We start from the raw sequence: 15785 nt of genomic DNA, 5'->3' as shown, positions 1-15785 counted from the left end.
CGGCGCGCCGATCGCCCGCCCGGACCCGTCGCGGATTCTCGTCTTCCAGGATCCGACCCTGTTTCCCTGGGCGACGGTCGAGGCGAACGTCGCGACGGGGCTCGTAGCGCGGCGCGTCTTGAAAGCCCAGCGCGAGCGCGTCCACCAGGCGTTGGCGCTCACCGAACTCACTGCGTTCGCCGGCGCCTATCCGCATCAATTGTCCGGCGGCATGGCGCAGCGCGCGGCGCTGGCGCGCGCCCTGGTCAACGACCCAGCGCTGCTCCTGCTCGACGAACCGCTCGGCAAGCTCGACTCGCTGACCCGCCTGACGCTGCAGGAAGAGCTGGTGAAGCTATGGCGCCGGCGCGGCTTCACGGCGTTGCTGGTGACGCACGACGTCGAGGAAGCGCTGCTGCTGGCCGGCCGGGTCATCGTTTTCAGCGACCGGCCGGCGCGCCTCAAGGCGGAGTTCAAGGTCGACAAGGACTATCCGCGCCACCGCGACGACCCCGAGATCGTCGCGCTGCGGCGCGAGATTCTCGGCACGCTCGGACTGAAGACGTGAGGGCGCGATGACTCGGCTTCCGTTCGTCTTTCTCGCGCTGGGGGCGTTAGTGGTCGTTGCGTCCGGCGTCTGGTGGTGGGCCACCTATGGCGACGTCATCCGCTACAACTATATCAGCGCCGGCGAGGCCGGCGTCTGCCTACTCGGCGATTCCGAAATCTGCCGGCTCGCGCGCGCCCTTTGCCGCGGCGCGCATCCGGTGACGATCGCCGCCTACCGCGCTGCGACGTTCTGGATCGGTGTGGCGGCGCTGTCGGTGAGCCTGCTGGCGCCGGGACGGCGCGACGCCTGATCGACTTCGGGCATGCAAAGGAATCGAGCATCTTCGTCAGGAGAGGTTGATGATGAATGCGGTCGTGAAACATCCGCTGCAGATCGGCGCACCAACACTCAAAGAGGCGATGCGCCAGCTCGCCGGCGGCGTCTGCGTCATCACTGCCGGGATCGGCGAGGAGCGCACCGGCTTGACCGCGACGTCGGCCGTCTCGCTTTCGATCGTGCCGCCGACGATGATCGTCTGCGTCAACCGCGACGCGTCGGCCTATCCGATCATTCAGCTGCGCCGTCACTTCTGCGTCAACGTGCTGGCGACGCGCCACCGCGCCGTCGCCGATCGCTTCGCCGGCCGCGGCGGCGTCAAAGGCGCAGCGCGTTACGCCGAGGAGCGTTGGGCCCCCCTGGCGACTGGCGCGCTTGCGCTCGATGACGCGCTCGCGGCGATCGACTGCGAGGTCGAGGAATTCGTCGAGCGCCACAGCCACGCCATCGTCATCGGCGCGGTGCGGGCGCTCGAAGTCCGACCCGGCCCGCCGTTGATCTACGGCCAAGGCCAATACAACTCGCTCACGCCGACCTGAAACCCTCGATCGACGACCTGGAGAATCGCCCCATGACCGTCAACGTCGCCGTCCCGCATGCGGACGCCGCGCCGCCCGCCTTCGACCTCGATCCGCACGCCCATGTCATCGCTTCGGACGCCGAGGCGATCGCAGTCGCCAAGACGCTGGCGGCCGAATTTGCCGTCGACGCCGCCAAGCGCGACCGCGAACGCATTCTGCCGGCCGCGGAGCTGGATCGATTCTCAAAGAGCGGGCTATGGGGCGTCACCGTGCCCAAGGCCTACGGCGGCGCGGGCGTGTCCTTCGCGACGCTAGCGGAAGTGATCAAGATCATTTCCGCCGCCGATTCGTCGATCGGCCAGATTCCGCAAAACCATCTCGCCGCGCTCGACGCCATTCGCTTCGCCGGCTCCGAAGCGCAAAAGAAACTGTGGTTCGGCCGCGCGCTCAGGGGCTTTCGCCTCGGCAACGCGTTCTCAGAGGCGAAGAGCAAACACGTCGGCGCGTTCGAGACGACGCTGACGCCAGTCGGCGACGGCTATGTCGTCAACGGCGAAAAATTCTACGCGACCGGCGCGCTGTTTGCGCATTTCATCCACATCGGCGCGATCGGCCCGGACGGCAAGGTCTATCTCGCCATCGCCGAACGCGGCGCGAAAGGACTGACGATCGTCGACAATTGGTCGAGCTTCGGCCAACGCACGACCGCCAGCGGCAACGTCCGCGTCGATCACGTCCGCGTCGACGCGAGCGCCGTCATTCCCGCCTATCTCGGCGGCGAGCGGCCTTCGTCGAACGGCGCCGTGTCGCAGATCATCCAGGCGGCGGTCGACGCCGGCATCGCCCGCGGCGCGATCGAGGATACGATCGCCTTCGTCCTGCGCTACTCACGCCCGTGGATCGACAGCGGGCAGGACCGCGCCGCCGAGGACGTGTTCACGATCGCCCAGATCGGCGACCTCGAGATCAAGCTGCACGGCGCCGAAGCCCTGCTGGAAAAGGCCGGGCTGGCGATCGACGGGATCATCGATCATCCGACCGACGACAACGTCGCGGCTGCGGCGGTCGCGGTCGCCGAAGCGAAGATCCTGACGACCGAAATCGCCATCCTCGCCGCCAACAAGCTACACGAATTGGCGGGCACGCGGTCGACGTTGGCCGAGTTCGACCTCGACCGCCACTGGCGCAACGCCCGCACCCATACGCTGCATGATCCGGTGCGTTGGAAATACTTCCACGTCGGCAACTACGCGCTCAACGGCGTCGCGCCGCCGCGGCACGCCTGGAGCTGACGACGCCCACCTTCTTTCTCTCGCCCCGGAAATTCTCAAATGTCAGCTACAGCGGCCAAACGTGATCGCGATCTCGAACTGGAACCCGAATTCCCCGCGCCGCCGCCGCGCTCGCGCGGCGCCCATGTCATCCGCGACGACGACGAGGCGATCGCCGCCGCCCGCGAGGCCGCGGCGGCGATCGCCGGCGACGCAGTGCTGCGCGATCGCGAGCGCGTGCTGCCCTATCGGGAGCTGGACCTGATCTCAGACGCGGGCCTGCTGGCGATCACGGTTCCCAAGGAATTCGGCGGCGCCGGCGTGCGCGCGGGAACGGTCGCCGAGGTGATCGCGGTGCTCGCCAGCGCCGATGGCTCGATCGGTCAGATCCCGCAGAACCATTTCTTCATGCTGGAGGCGTTGCGTTTGCAAGGGACAACAGAGCAGAAGCGGTTCTTCTACGGCCACATTCTCGCCGGCGAGCGCATTGGCAACGCCCTTTCGGAAAGCAGCGGCAAGACGGCGTTCGATCACGCCACGCGTCTCACCCGCGACGGCGCGGTTCATCGCTTGAACGGCAAGAAATTCTACTCGACCGGCGTTCTGTTCGCCCATTGGGTGGCGGTGGTGGCCAACGACGAGGACGGCGTCTCGACGATCGCCTTCGTGCCGCGCGACACAAGCGGGATCGCGATCGTCGACGACTGGTCCGGCTTCGGCCAGCGTGTCACCGGCTCGGGGACGACGATCCTCGACAATGTCGAAGTTCATCCGATTTCGCTGATTTCCTTCGCCGCGCTGTTCGAGCGGCCGACGGCGATGGGCCCGTTCGCGCAGATCATGCACGCGGCGATCGAGGCGGGCATCGCCCGCGGGGCGCTCGCCGACGCGATCGCGTTCGTGCGCACGCGGTCGCGACCGTGGAAGGACGCCGGCGTCGAACGCGCCGCCGACGATCCCTATACGATCGCCCAGATCGGCGAGCTGAAGATTCGCGTCTCGGCCTCCGACGCTCTTTTGGAGCGCGCCGGCAAGTTCGTCGACGTCGCGGCGGCGGGGCCGTCGGCGGAGACGGTCGCGGCGGCGTCGGTGGCGGTCGCCGAAGCCAAGGCCGCTGCAACCGAGGCCTCGCTGCACGTCTCCAGCAAGCTGATCGAACTCGCCGGTTCGCGTGCGACGCTGCAGGAATTCGGTCTCGATCGCCATTGGCGCAACGCGCGAACCCACTCCGTTCACGATCCCGTGCGGTGGAAATATCGGGCCGTCGGCGACTATTGGCTCAACGGCGTCAATCCGCCGCGGCACGGAGCGATCTGAACCCGATGACCCGACAAATCCACTTCAACGCCTTCGACATGAACTGCGTCGGGCACCAGTCTCCTGGTCTGTGGGCGCATCCGCGCGACCGCTCCTGGCAATACAAGGACCTTGAATACTGGACCGATCTCGCCAAGCTGCTGGAACGCGGAAAGTTCGACGGCGTCTTCATCGCCGACGTACTCGGCGTCTACGACGTCTTTCGCGGCGATCTGGACACCGCGCTACGCGTCTCGACCCAAATCCCGGTCAACGACCCGCTGCAGCTCGTGCCGGCGATGGCGTTGGTCACCCAGCATCTCGGGTTCGGCGTCACGGCGTCGATCTCGTTCGAGCACCCCTACACCTTCGCCCGCCGCATTTCGACGCTTGACCATCTCACCAAAGGTCGCGCCGGATGGAACATCGTCACCTCCTATCTCGAAAGCGGCGCGCGCAACATCGGCCTGAGCAATCAGACCCAGCACGACGACCGTTACGAGGTCGCCGACGAATATATGGAAGTCGTCTACAAGCTCTGGGAAGGCAGCTGGGCGGACGGGGCGGTGCTGCGCGACCGGCAGCGCCGCATCTTCACCGATCCTTCCAAAGTGCGGCCGATCGCCCACGAAGGGAAGCACTACAAGGTTCCCGGCGTGCATTTGAGCGAGCCTTCGCCGCAGCGTACGCCGGTTCTCTACCAGGCCGGCGCATCGAGCCGAGGCCAGCGCTTCGCTGGCGAGCACGCCGAATGCGTATTCGTCGCGACGCCGTCGAAGACCGTGCTGAAGAAGACGGTCGCGGCGATCCGCCAGAGCGTCGCGGCGGCCGGGCGTGACCCGCGCAGCGTGCTGATCTTCAACTTGCAGACCGTCATTGTTGACGAGACCGACGCCAAGGCGAAGGCGAAGTATGAGGACTACAAGCAGTACATCGATCTCGACGGGGCGCTCGCCCTCGGCTCGGGTTGGACGGGCATCGATTTCGGCGCCTATGGGCTCGACGAGCCGCTGCGTCACATCAAGACCAACGCCGTGCAGTCCTCGGTCGACGCCTTCTCCAGCGCGGACCCCAGCAAGGTCTGGACGGTGCGAGAGCTCGCCGAATGGATCGGTATCGGCGGGCTCGGGCCGCTGATCGTCGGCGGTCCGGCGACGGTCGCCGACGTGCTACAGGAATGGGTCGAAGAGACCGACGTCGACGGCTTCAATCTCGCCTACGCGGTGACGCACGAGACTTTCGCCGACATCGTCGAGCATCTCGTGCCCGAATTGCAGAAGCGCGGCGCCTACCGCACCGAATATACGCCCGGCACGCTGCGCGAAAAGCTGTTCGGCGCCGGGCCGCGCTTGCCAGAGACACATCCGGGCGCGCGCTATCGCGACCTCGAGGCGGCGGCGCGGCGCGGTCGCGTCGCGGCGGAATGACCGCGGCGCAGCCTATTCAGGGAAGGCGGAGGATCCCGTCTCGCCGACGAGAGGCGATGGCGAAAGAAATCCGGTTGAACGCCTTCGAGATGAATTGCGTCGCGCATCAGTCGCCCGGCCTGTGGCGGCATCCGCGCGATCGGTCGGGCGAATACAAACGTCTGCCCTATTGGATCGAACTCGCGCGAACCCTGGAAAGGGGGCTGTTCGACGGGTTATTCCTCGCCGACGTGCTCGGGGTCTACGACGTCTTCGGCGGCGACGCGCGCGCGGCCCTGACCCACGCAGCGCAGATTCCGGTCAACGATCCGCTGCTGCTCGTCCCCGCCATGGCGGCGGCGACGCGCCATCTCGGTTTCGGCGTCACCGTGAACCTCTCGTACGAGCCGCCCTACAATTTCGCCCGGCGGATGTCGACGCTCGACCATCTGACCGACGGCCGGATCGGCTGGAACATCGTCACCGGCTATCTCGACAGCGCGGCGCGCGGGGCGGGGCGCGACAAACAGGTCGCCCACGACGATCGCTACGCGATCGCCGAAGACTTCATGGCGGTCGTCTACAAGCTGTGGGAAGGCAGTTGGGCCGACGACGCGGTCCGGGCCGACGCGGCCGCAGGCGTCTTCGCCGATCCCGATCGGGTGCGCAAGGCGGTCCACGACGGCTATCATTTCCGCCTCGACGCATTGCATCTCAGCGAACCCTCGCCGCAGCGCACGCCGGTGCTCTATCAGGCGGGGTCGTCCCCGGCCGGTCGCCTTTTCGCCGCCCGCCATGCCGAAGGCGTGTTCCTCTCTGGTCCGTCGAAGAGCGTGATCGCGCCGCGCGTGGCGGCGATCCGGGCCAACGCGGCCAAGCTCGGACGCGACCCCAAGAGTGTTCTCATGTTCGCGCTCGCCACCGCCATCGTCGGCGCCAGCGACGCTGAGGCGCAAGCCAAGCTTGCCGACTACGGGCGCTACGCCGATCTCGAAGGTGCGCTGACGCTACTTTCGGGCTGGACCGGGGTCGATCTCTCAAAATTCGATCTCAACCAGGTCGTCCAGCATGTCGAGAGCGACGCGGGCCGCAGCGCGCTCGAAAACATCACGCGCGCCGACCCCGACCGAAGCTGGACCGTGCGGCAGGCCGCCGAGCACGTCGCCATCGGCGGAATCGGGCCTGTCTTCGTCGGCTCGCCAGCGACGGTCGCTGACCGGCTGGAAGAGTGGATCGACGAGACCGACGTCGACGGCTTCAATCTCGCCTTCGCGGTGAGGCCCGAAACCTTCACCGAGGTCGCCGATCTCCTGGTTCCCGAGCTTCAGCGCCGGGGGCGCTACAAGACGGCCTATCGAGAGGGGACCTTGCGTGAAAAACTGTTCGGCGGCGCGCCGCGCCTGAAAGCCCCACACGTCGCCGCGAGCTATCGCTGGGGTTGAAGGCGGCGGCGACGCGCTGAACGCTGCGTCAGGCGCGCACAGTCTCTTTGACGGGGACGACAGCTTCGGCGGCGCGCGAATCGCTTCTCTTGTAGGCCTCGATGTCGCGATACTGCGCGGCCGGATGGCTGGACGGCAGATAAGGGCCGTCGCCGAACAGCTTTTCGCGCAACGTTCCCGGCCGATATTCCCGCGCGTAGACGCCGCGACGCTGAAGCTCCGGGACGAGGTGGTTGACCACGTCTTCGAAGGTCTCGTGCGAAACCGCATAAGCGAGATTGAAACCGTCGACGTCGGTCTCCTCTACCCATTCCTGCAGGGTGTCGGCGACGGCTGCGGGGGAGCCGACGAACACGGGTCCAAGTCCACCGACGCCAGCCCAGCGCGCGAGTTCCTCGAGCGTCCAGGAGCGGCCGCTGTTGGCCAGGTTCTCGATCATCGAGGTAATTGGATTGGGCGGCGCCTTCTGGATGAGATCAGTTGGCGCGAATTGACTGAAATCCACGCCGCTCCAACCCGACAGGAAGGTCAGCGAACCATCGTAGGACGCGTAACGCTGGTATTCTTCGAGCTTCGCCTGCGCTTTCGCGTCCGTCTCGTCGACGATCAGCGTGGCGAGATTGTAGGTGAGCACCTTTTGCGGGTTGCGGCCAGCGGCGGCCGCCGCGGCGCGAACGGCGGCGACGTAGTTCTTCAGGAAATGTTTCGTCAGTGACGCCGAGAACACGCATTCGGCGTTCCTGCCGGCGAAAGAGCGGCCGGCGCCTGACGATCCTGCCTGGTAGAGCAGGGGGGTTCGCTGCGGCGAAGGCTCGCACAAGTGATAGCCGGGAACGTCGAAATACTTCCCCTTGTGGCCGATCTCGTGGACCTTTTCCGGATGGGCGAAGACGCGGGAGCCGCGGTCGCGGACGACCGCGCCTTCCTCCCAACTGCCTTCGAACAGCTTGTAGAGAACCTGCATGTATTCTTCGGCGACTTCGTAGCGATTGTCGTGAACGCGAAGCGCATCCTCGCCGACGTTCTTGGCGCCGCTCTGCAGATAGGAGGTCACGATGTTCCAGCCGACTCTGCCCTTGGTCAGATGGTCGGCGGTCGATAGTCGGCGAGCGAATGTGTAGGGATGTTCGAAACTGGTCGAGGCGGTGATGCCGACTCCGAGATGTTTCGTCGCCATTGTGATCGGTACGGCGAGCTGCAGCGGGTCGTTGACCGGGATCTGCGCCGCCTGTTGGATCGCGTAATAATTGCTCGACTTGTAGACATCGTAGTAGCCGATCACGTCGGCGATGAAGACGCCGTCGAAGATTCCACGCTCGAGCGTAACCGCGAGATCGGTCCAATATTCGACGTCCTTGTATTGCCAGGAGCGATCGCGCGGATGGGCCCACAGGCCCGGAGACTGGTGCCCGACGCAGTTCATCTCGAAGGCGTTGAATCGAATCTGCTTGGTCATCCCGCGTCCCTGTCCATGCGACGAATGCTTCAAAGCGCGGCGGCAGTCTTCGGCTGTGTCGCGCCGGCGACCTGGCTGCGTTCGAGAATCTCCGCCTTCTGGAACTCGTCGCGCAGCAGACTCCAGACTTCATGGCGAAGTCTGGCGAATTCGGGCAGGGCGCGCAGATCGTCCTGGCGCGTGCGCGATTCGAGAGGAATGTCGATCACCTGCTTGATGCGGCCGGGGCGGGAGGTCATGACGGCCACGCGCTGACCGAGGTAGACCGCCTCGTCGATGCCGTGGGTGATGAAGACGATCGTCTTGCCCGACTCCTCCCAGATCCGCAGCAGCTCGCCTTGCAGATTTTCGCGCGTCTGGGCGTCGAGCGCGGCGAACGGCTCGTCCATCAGGAGAACGTCGGGATCGTAGGCGAGGCTGCGGGCGATCGCCACGCGCTGCTTCATGCCGCCGGAAAGCTCGTGGGGATAACGGTCGCCGAATCCGGCGAGGCCGACCATGGCGAGAAAGTGCTCGGCCTTCTCGGCGCGCTCGCGGCGGGCGACGCCCTTGGCCTCCAGCCCGAATTCGATGTTCTTGAGCGCTGTCCGCCAGGGAAAGAGCGCGTATTGCTGAAACACCAGGCCGCGGTCGAGCGCCGGCCCGACAATTGGGTTGCCGTCGATCAGAATGCGGCCTGAACTCGGCAGAGTCAGTCCGCCGAGCAGATCGAGCAACGTCGATTTGCCGCAACCGCTCGGCCCGACGATCACCAGGAACTCGCCCGCTTTGACATCGAGGTTGATGTTCTCGAGCGCGGTGAAGGTCTCGACGCCCGCGCTTCGGCGGGCCGCCGTCGACTTGACGGTGAAGGTCTTGCCGACGTTGCGGATCTGAATCGCGCTGCTCATGCGGAGAGTCCTGAATTTCGATGCGAGGTTCGCGCGCTGCGCGGCGGGCGTCGCGTCACGTGGGGCCGGGAGCGAAATCGCGCGCCCAGCCCCTTTTCATTGCTTGCGTCCGGCAGGGGAATCGGCGTCGAGCCCGATCAGTTGGCCGCCGCTGTGTCCTTCGCGTGCGGATTGAAATCGTTGGTGAAGAAATCCGTTGGTTTGTACTTGCCGGCGGGAACGATCCCGGCGTGCTCGACGAGCTGCAACCAGAACGCGAGGTCCTTCTCGTTGTTGAGCGCGTGCGGCGCCCAATGCAGAACGCTGTAATCGGTCTTGCCGTCCTTGGTGTAGAGATCCGGCAGGTACTTGGGATCGAGCCGCTCCTTGTCGACGCCGAGCTTGATGACCTCGTTCGGATGGGCGTTCGCCCAATCGGCCGCGTCGGCGATGGCGGAGACATAGCCCCTGACGAGGTCGGGGTGTTCGGCGATGAACTTCTCGGACGCCATCGTGCCGCCGCGCGTCACGAAGCGCCCCGCCACGTCGGCGACGGAGAAGAGCTGGCGAGCCACGCCCCTGCGCACGAAATCGATGTTCAGCGGCGCATAGGCGATGGCCGCGTCGATCCCCCCCTGCTGCAACACCTGTTCGATCTGCGCCTGCGGCACGGGCACGATGGTGACGTCGTCCTTGGTCACGCCATGCTTGGACAGCCAATCGAGCGCGAACCAGACGCCGGAAAAGCTCGGCCATTGCGTGCCGATCTTTTTGCCCTTGAGATCTTCGGGCGTCTTGATCGGGCCGTTGGCGAGCACGAGGAGTCCGTCGCCGGCCGTTTCCGGATTGAAGGGGAGAGTAGAGGAGACGACCTCCTTGGCCTTCAGTCCCTTATCGAACGCGTTGATGAAATAGGCGTAGTCGGCGAAGGGGGCGAAATCGAGCGCGCCGCTGTCGAGCGCGACGGTGTATTGATCCCAGGGAACGACAGCGAGCTGCGCGTCGAGGCCGTATTTCTTGAAATAGCCCTGAGCGAAGGCGACTTCGATCAGTTCATAACCGGCAGTCCAGCCAGAATTCAGCGGCGGATAGAAGATCTTGACCGTCTTGAGGGCGTCGGCGGCGTGGCTGGGCGCGACGGCGCCGAGGCCGCCCGCGAGCACGAGGCCCGCGAGCGCGACCGCTCGCGCGATCCCGCGCAAAGATGCGCCAGACAAAAACAGCTTCATCGCGTTCTCCTTTGATTTGAATGGAAGACGTTGTCGCAGGACGACGCTCGCGTCTTTTCGACTTGGGCGCCGTTTCAGGGATTGATGTCCTGCTTCCAGGAGGTCAGCCGCCGTTCGAGCGCGACGAGCCCCCAATTGCTGGCGATGCCGAGCAGGGCGAGCACAATCACGCCGACATAGAGCAGGTGAATGCTCATGAGGTACTGGGCGTTGACGATGAGATAGCCGAGGCCGCTGCTCGCGCCGACCATTTCCGAAACGACGAGCATCAGGAACGAATAGGTCGCCGCCAGCCGCATGCCGGTGATGATCGAGGGAATGGCGGACGGCGCCACCACCTTGATGAAGATCACGCGGTCCGGCAGCCCGACCGACCGCGCGTATTTGACCAGAGCGGGATCGGCTTGCCGCACGCCGGTGATCGTTCCCAGCAGGATCGGCCAGACGACCACCCAGTAAATGATTGCGATATTCGTGGCGTAGCCGATGCCGAAGAACAGTATGAAGGCCGGAAACAGAGAAACCGGATTGGTCTGCCGCAGAAGCTGGAGCAGCGGATTGAAATACGCCTCCAGCGGCCGATACCAGCCCAGCAGAACGCCGAGCGGGACCGCCGTGACGACGCCAAGGCCGAATCCGCCCGCCGCGCGTCCGACGCTGACCAGCACCTGCGGCAGCAGCTTGCCGGCGAGCGCGTATTCGACGCCCTTGACGATGATCTCCGAGAACGGCGGCAGGAAGGTGCGGTTGATCAGGCCAAATCGCGGCGCGAACTCCCAGAGCAGAAGAAACACGGCGATCGCGGCCGTATTACGGACGAAGGGCTGGGCGGTTTGCCAGAAGGTGCGAATCCGCGACGACGCCGAGCTTTGCCGTAGACGCGAATCGTCAAGGCGCTCGGCCGTTTGTGAGCTCATGATCCGATCCACCTCAAAGCGATGCGATGGCCCCGGCGGCGTCGCGAGCGACAACGTGGTTAGATTATTAGATTCGTTCTATCGAATTAATCTGTTGTTGCACCTTAGAATTATTATAAGGGGGCGGCGCGCCGAGCCGGCGCAGAGCAATTTCGGAGGGGAAGCGCGCGTGAACGCTCGCCGGCGCCAACAGCGATTTTGTCGATAAAGAAAATCAATTTATCATTCCGACGGTGGCGGCGAGCTGATGCAACGGTCGCATTCTGAACGAGAGACCTAAGGAGAACGCGCTCCGCCGGCGGTTCGCTGAGACGACGTTTAGCAATGCGCGGCCGGCGCCGCGCGCCGGCCTGAGGCGAGGATCTCGTGACGCAGAAACGACAGTTGCGGCTCGGCGCGTTCATGCGTCCGACGACGATCCACACCGGCGCCTGGCGCTATCCCGGCGCCTTCCCGGACGCCAATTTCAATCTCGCGCACCTTAGACGCTTCGCCCAGACGCTCGAGCGCGGTCGCTTCGACGCGTTCTTCATGGCCGACCATTTGGCGGTTCTCAACATGCCGATCGAGGCGTTGAAGCGCAGCCATACCGTGACGTCGTTCGATCCGCTGACCCTTCTGCCGGTTCTCGCGGTGACGACCGAACGCCTTGGCCTCATCGCCACCGCTTCGACTACGTTCGAGCAGCCCTATTTGATCGCGCGTCGCTTCGCTTCGCTCGACCACATCAGCGGCGGCCGCGCGGGATGGAACATCGTCACGACCTCCAATCCCGACGCAGCGCAGAACTTCGGCCTCGAAGAGCACATGGAACACGGCGAACGCTATCGCCGCGCGCGCGAATTCTTCGACGTCGTCACTGGGCTTTGGGACTCCTGGGCCGACGACGCCTTTGTGCGCGACGTCGAGAGCGGGATCTATTTCGATCCGGAAAAACTGCACGTGCTGAACCACAAGGGGGCGCATCTCTCGGTTCGCGGCCCGCTGAACATCGCGCGCCCGGTCCAGGGCTGGCCGGTGATCGTGCAGGCGGGCGCCTCCGGGCCGGGTCGCCAGCTCGCCGCCGAGACGGCCGAGGTCGTGTTCGCCGCGAGTTCGCGCCTCGCCGAAGGCCAGGCCTTCTACGCCGACGTAAAAGGGCGGATGGACGCGCTGGGACGAGATCGCGATCACCTCAAGATATTGCCGGGCGCTTTCGTCGTCGTCGGCGAGACGGTCGAGGCGGCGCGAGAAAAGCGTGCGCAGCTCGACGCGCTCGTTCACTACGAAAGCGCCATCGCGGCGCTGTCGATCGCGCTCGGTCACGACGCGTCGCGCTTCGATCCCGACGCGCCCTTGCCCGACATTCCGGAGTCCAACGCCAGCAAGAGTAGCCGCGAACGCGTCGTCGCGATGGCGAGCCGCGAGAACCTCACGGTTCGGCAGCTCGCGCAGAGACTTGGCGGCTATTCCGGCCTCGCTTTCGTCGGCACGCCGCAGACGATCGCCGATTCGATGGAGGAATGGCTCGTCACGGAGGCCTGCGACGGCTTTAACGTGATGTTCGCCTATCTGCCAGAGGGGCTCGACGATTTCGTCGACAAGGTCGTGCCGGAACTGCAGCGGCGCGGCATTTTTCGCCGCGAATACGAGGGACGCACGCTGCGCGAGAACCTCGGCCTGCCGCGCCCGCGCAACCGCTTCTTCTAGCGGCTCGGCTGTGGGGGTTCGCCGGCGCGGCCCCTTGGCTCCGAGCGAATATGGCTTCGCGCGATCGCAGTCACCGGGTGCGTCGGGCGTTTCCAGCGCTGCCGTAGGCGAGGACTAGGTTGCGTTTCCGAGCGATGAATGTGAACAGGCACCCCACCTTGCCCCCACTAACCGCATTTGGTTGCCTCGCCACTCGACGTCGAGCCCACGCCGGATCAGGGAGAGAGACGCGATGACGCCTGGCCCCAGCTTCGATCTCGCCGTTGCGCTGTTGTTTGCTGTGCCTGGCCCAACCAATGCGCTGATTGCTGTCGCTGGCGCGCGACGCGGCGCCCGCGCAATTCCGATCGTCGCCGGCGCAGCGCTGGTCGGCTTCATCGTCGCGGTCGGCGCGCTGATCGGAATTGCCGGTCCCTATTTCGCGACCCGCCCTGCGCTTGGCCTCGCGCTGCGGGCGTTGTGTGCGCTGCTGCTCGCGCGTTCGTCCTGGCGGCTATGGCGGGCGGCCGGCGCCAGCGCGGCGAAACGCGATGCCACCAGTCCGGCCGACGTGCTGGCGACGTCTCTCGTCAACCCCAAAGGGTTGATCTTCGCGTTTGCGATCTTCCCTCCGCTCGCCAACGCGACCCAGGCGATCGAGGTCTTCGTCCGGTTCGGGAGTGTCGCCCTCGTCGTGATGAGTTTGTGGGGACTCGCCGGCGCGGCGTTGGGCCAGGGCGCCGCGCACCGCATCGGCGCCGCGATGGTCGACCGGGTCGGCGCCGCCGTCCTCGCCGCCTTTTCGGTCGTCGTGTTGGCGACAGGCGTCACGGGTTGAACTAGACTTGTCCAACTTGCACTCGGTCGGGAAGTCCCGTGATGGTCGATGACGGCCGACCGCGTAACGACGGCGCCGTTCGAGCATTTCGGCGGAATGTCAAGAAACCGCGAGTGGTTTCGGCGAGGGATCGCTTCAAGGCAGATCTCCTGCGCCTAGCGCCGTGTTGCGGCGCTTGAACCCCTTACGCCGACGGCAATTCGATTGATTCGACCGCGCGGTCGTCGATTGGACGAAACTGGAAGGCCGCGAATTCCGTAGCAAGTCGCTCGACGGCAAGCGCCTTCAATCTGGCGAGTTCCTCCGCTCGCCTGCGCCCCTGTCGGCCAGCCGACAGAAGTGGACGGCCAAACGCGATAACACGCACGTTACCGCTCTGAGGCGTCGCGGTTTCGGCTTGAGTTGAGCCCGTCGGACCCAACTGGACTGACATCGTCGATCAGTTCGGCCTTTTGGAACAAAGTCTTAGACCGCTGCCGGCTTCAGGGTCCGCGGGCGCGCGTGGCTACGATCCGGAGAATATTGGTGGATACCTTTCGCCGCCTAGTCGAAGCGATTGAAGCCGAGGGCGTCGCCGCGCTGGTCAGCCTTGCCGAGACGGCGGGCTCGAGCCCGCGCGATGCAGGCGCGCGCATGGTCGTGCGCCCGAGCGGCGGCTTTAACGGCACGATCGGCGGCGGCGAGCTGGAGTATCGGACGCTCAATGAAACGCGCGCGGCGCTCGCCGAAGGGCGCGGGCCGGCGCGTCGCCGCTCGATCGCGCTTGGGCCAGAACTCGGCCAGTGTTGCGGCGGGCGCGTCGTGTGGCGGATCGAAACCTTCGATGCACGCGATCTCACCGAACTCGCGACGCTTCGCGCCGTTGAGCGCGAGGGTCCGTTCGTCGTGCTCGCGCGACTCGACGCCGATGGCCGCGTCGAGCGCCGTCTCGGCGACGCGGCCGAGGATGGCGACTGGCGCGAGGCGTTCGGCGAGGAGACGACGCCGGTCTATCTGTTCGGCGCTGGCCATGTCGGCCGCGCGCTGGTGATGGCGCTGGCGCCGCTGCCCTTCGCCGTGCGGTGGATCGATCCGCGCCCCGAGGCGTTTCCCGAGCGCGCGCCCGCCAACGTCAAGTTTGTCTGCGCTCCCGACCCGCCCGCTGAATTGACCGCGGCGCCCGACGGCGCGCTGGTCGTGGCGATGACCCATTCTCATCCTCTCGACCTTGCGGTGGTCGCCGAGGGACTGCGTCAGGACCGCTTCCCCTATGTCGGCGTGATTGGTTCGGCGACCAAGCGCGCGCGCTTCGTGAGCCAGCTGCGCACGGCTGGGTTCGCCGAGGCGCGCGTCGCCAAGCTCGTCTGCCCGATCGGCGCGCCGGGAATCGCCGGCAAGGAACCTGCGGTGATCGGCGCTGCCGTCGCGGCACATTTGTTGATGGCGCGTAGCACGTCCTGAATGCAATGAACTACCGGCGCCTCGCGCCGTGCCGTCTCTTGCGCGCGGCCTTCTTCTTGCCGCCGCGCTTGTGGCCTCCGCCACCTTGGCGTTACTGCGGCGGGCGCAGCGGCCATCCGTCAGGTATCGACAAAGCACCACCAGCGCGGCCGGTGTGCGAGATGCGACATCGCGCCGCAGTGGCCCGCTTCGCCGCCGGGTCGAGCCTCATCAATGCTCCGCCATTGGGCTCGGCGGCCAGGTCTTTGATGAAGCGAAAAGGCGTTTGGCACCCGGTTTGCGGGCGAGAATCGGCGTCGATTGCTCCCCGCAGAGGACAATACCCGCCGGCGCTAGCGCTCCGCCGCGATTGCCCCGGGCGCACACTCGGACGCCGTGGCGATCCCCATCCAGATCATTTGACATTGCAGGCGCCTAAGAACATAAAAACGATCGTTTTAGTGACATTTCCCCGGACGCTTCCGAAACGATGCGCCGTCGCGATCAAGGAGAGCCGCCTCCGATGGCCATCAACCTTCGAACGCCGCAAGCCGAGACCCGCGAGCAGCGCCTTGGCACCATCACGCA

14 protein-coding genes are annotated in these 15785 nt (G+C 65.7%); 10 read left to right on the top strand and 4 right to left on the bottom strand.

The features are described from left to right. From ABSF49_RS13715 to ABSF49_RS13685, 7 genes are all read left to right on the top strand, one after another. A partial coding sequence (locus tag ABSF49_RS13715) for an ABC transporter ATP-binding protein (protein ID WP_424113212.1) occupies window positions 1–547 on the top strand: 547 nt, incomplete at its 5' end. A gap of 7 nt (window positions 548–554) precedes the next feature. Then, on the top strand, window positions 555–839 hold the full coding sequence (locus ABSF49_RS13710; protein WP_424113211.1) for a hypothetical protein: 285 nt from the start codon (window positions 555–557) through the stop codon (window positions 837–839). Between the two features lie 49 nt (window positions 840–888). Next, on the top strand, window positions 889–1404 hold the full coding sequence (locus tag ABSF49_RS13705; RefSeq protein WP_424113210.1) for a flavin reductase family protein: 516 nt from the start codon (window positions 889–891) through the stop codon (window positions 1402–1404). A gap of 32 nt (window positions 1405–1436) precedes the next feature. Further along, window positions 1437–2678 carry an SfnB family sulfur acquisition oxidoreductase gene (locus ABSF49_RS13700; protein WP_424113209.1) on the top strand — a complete coding sequence of 414 codons (1242 nt, stop codon included), beginning with the start codon at window positions 1437–1439 and terminating at the stop codon, window positions 2676–2678. Window positions 2679–2717: 39 nt separating this feature from the next. After that, window positions 2718–3974, top strand: a complete 1257-nt coding sequence (locus ABSF49_RS13695) for an SfnB family sulfur acquisition oxidoreductase (RefSeq protein ID WP_424113208.1) — start codon at window positions 2718–2720, stop codon at window positions 3972–3974. A 5-nt stretch (window positions 3975–3979) separates the two neighbouring features. Further along, entirely contained in the window at window positions 3980–5380 is a 1401-nt protein-coding gene (locus tag ABSF49_RS13690; protein WP_424113207.1) for an LLM class flavin-dependent oxidoreductase, read from the top strand. Window positions 5381–5436: 56 nt separating this feature from the next. Further along, a complete protein-coding gene (locus tag ABSF49_RS13685; protein WP_424113206.1) occupies window positions 5437–6801 on the top strand; it encodes an LLM class flavin-dependent oxidoreductase in 1365 nt (454 codons plus the stop codon). 28 nt (window positions 6802–6829) lie between these two features. Here ABSF49_RS13685 and ABSF49_RS13680 read toward each other — a convergent pair whose 3' ends face one another. From ABSF49_RS13680 to ABSF49_RS13665, 4 genes are all read right to left on the bottom strand, one after another. Beyond that, window positions 6830–8257, bottom strand: coding sequence for an LLM class flavin-dependent oxidoreductase (locus ABSF49_RS13680; RefSeq protein ID WP_424113205.1), 1428 nt, complete (start codon window positions 8255–8257; stop codon window positions 6830–6832). A gap of 29 nt (window positions 8258–8286) precedes the next feature. Beyond that, window positions 8287–9147, bottom strand: coding sequence for an ABC transporter ATP-binding protein (locus ABSF49_RS13675; RefSeq protein ID WP_424113204.1), 861 nt, complete (start codon window positions 9145–9147; stop codon window positions 8287–8289). Between the two features lie 137 nt (window positions 9148–9284). After that, on the bottom strand, window positions 9285–10355 hold the full coding sequence (locus ABSF49_RS13670; RefSeq protein ID WP_424113203.1) for an ABC transporter substrate-binding protein: 1071 nt from the start codon (window positions 10353–10355) through the stop codon (window positions 9285–9287). A 74-nt stretch (window positions 10356–10429) separates the two neighbouring features. Beyond that, window positions 10430–11149 (bottom strand): ABC transporter permease, encoded by a 720-nt coding sequence (locus tag ABSF49_RS13665; RefSeq protein WP_424113202.1) that lies wholly within the window; start codon window positions 11147–11149, stop codon window positions 10430–10432. 489 nt (window positions 11150–11638) lie between these two features. Between ABSF49_RS13665 and ABSF49_RS13660 the strand changes: the two genes are divergently transcribed. From ABSF49_RS13660 to xdhC, 3 genes are all read left to right on the top strand, one after another. After that, a complete protein-coding gene (locus ABSF49_RS13660) occupies window positions 11639–12961 on the top strand; it encodes an LLM class flavin-dependent oxidoreductase (protein ID WP_424113201.1) in 1323 nt (440 codons plus the stop codon). Between the two features lie 232 nt (window positions 12962–13193). Then, on the top strand, window positions 13194–13778 hold the full coding sequence (locus ABSF49_RS13655; protein ID WP_424113200.1) for a LysE family transporter: 585 nt from the start codon (window positions 13194–13196) through the stop codon (window positions 13776–13778). 525 nt (window positions 13779–14303) lie between these two features. Next, window positions 14304–15218 (top strand): xanthine dehydrogenase accessory protein XdhC, encoded by a 915-nt coding sequence (gene xdhC / locus ABSF49_RS13650; RefSeq protein WP_424113199.1) that lies wholly within the window; start codon window positions 14304–14306, stop codon window positions 15216–15218. The last annotated feature ends 567 nt before the right edge of the window (window positions 15219–15785 follow it).

This window comes from Roseiarcus sp. (assembly GCF_049514155.1).
In the GTDB taxonomy this organism is placed as follows: Bacteria; Pseudomonadota; Alphaproteobacteria; order Rhizobiales; family Beijerinckiaceae; genus Roseiarcus.
The sequence above is the reverse complement of the archived record's forward strand: the minus strand, read 5'-3'. Positions and strand labels throughout refer to the sequence as shown.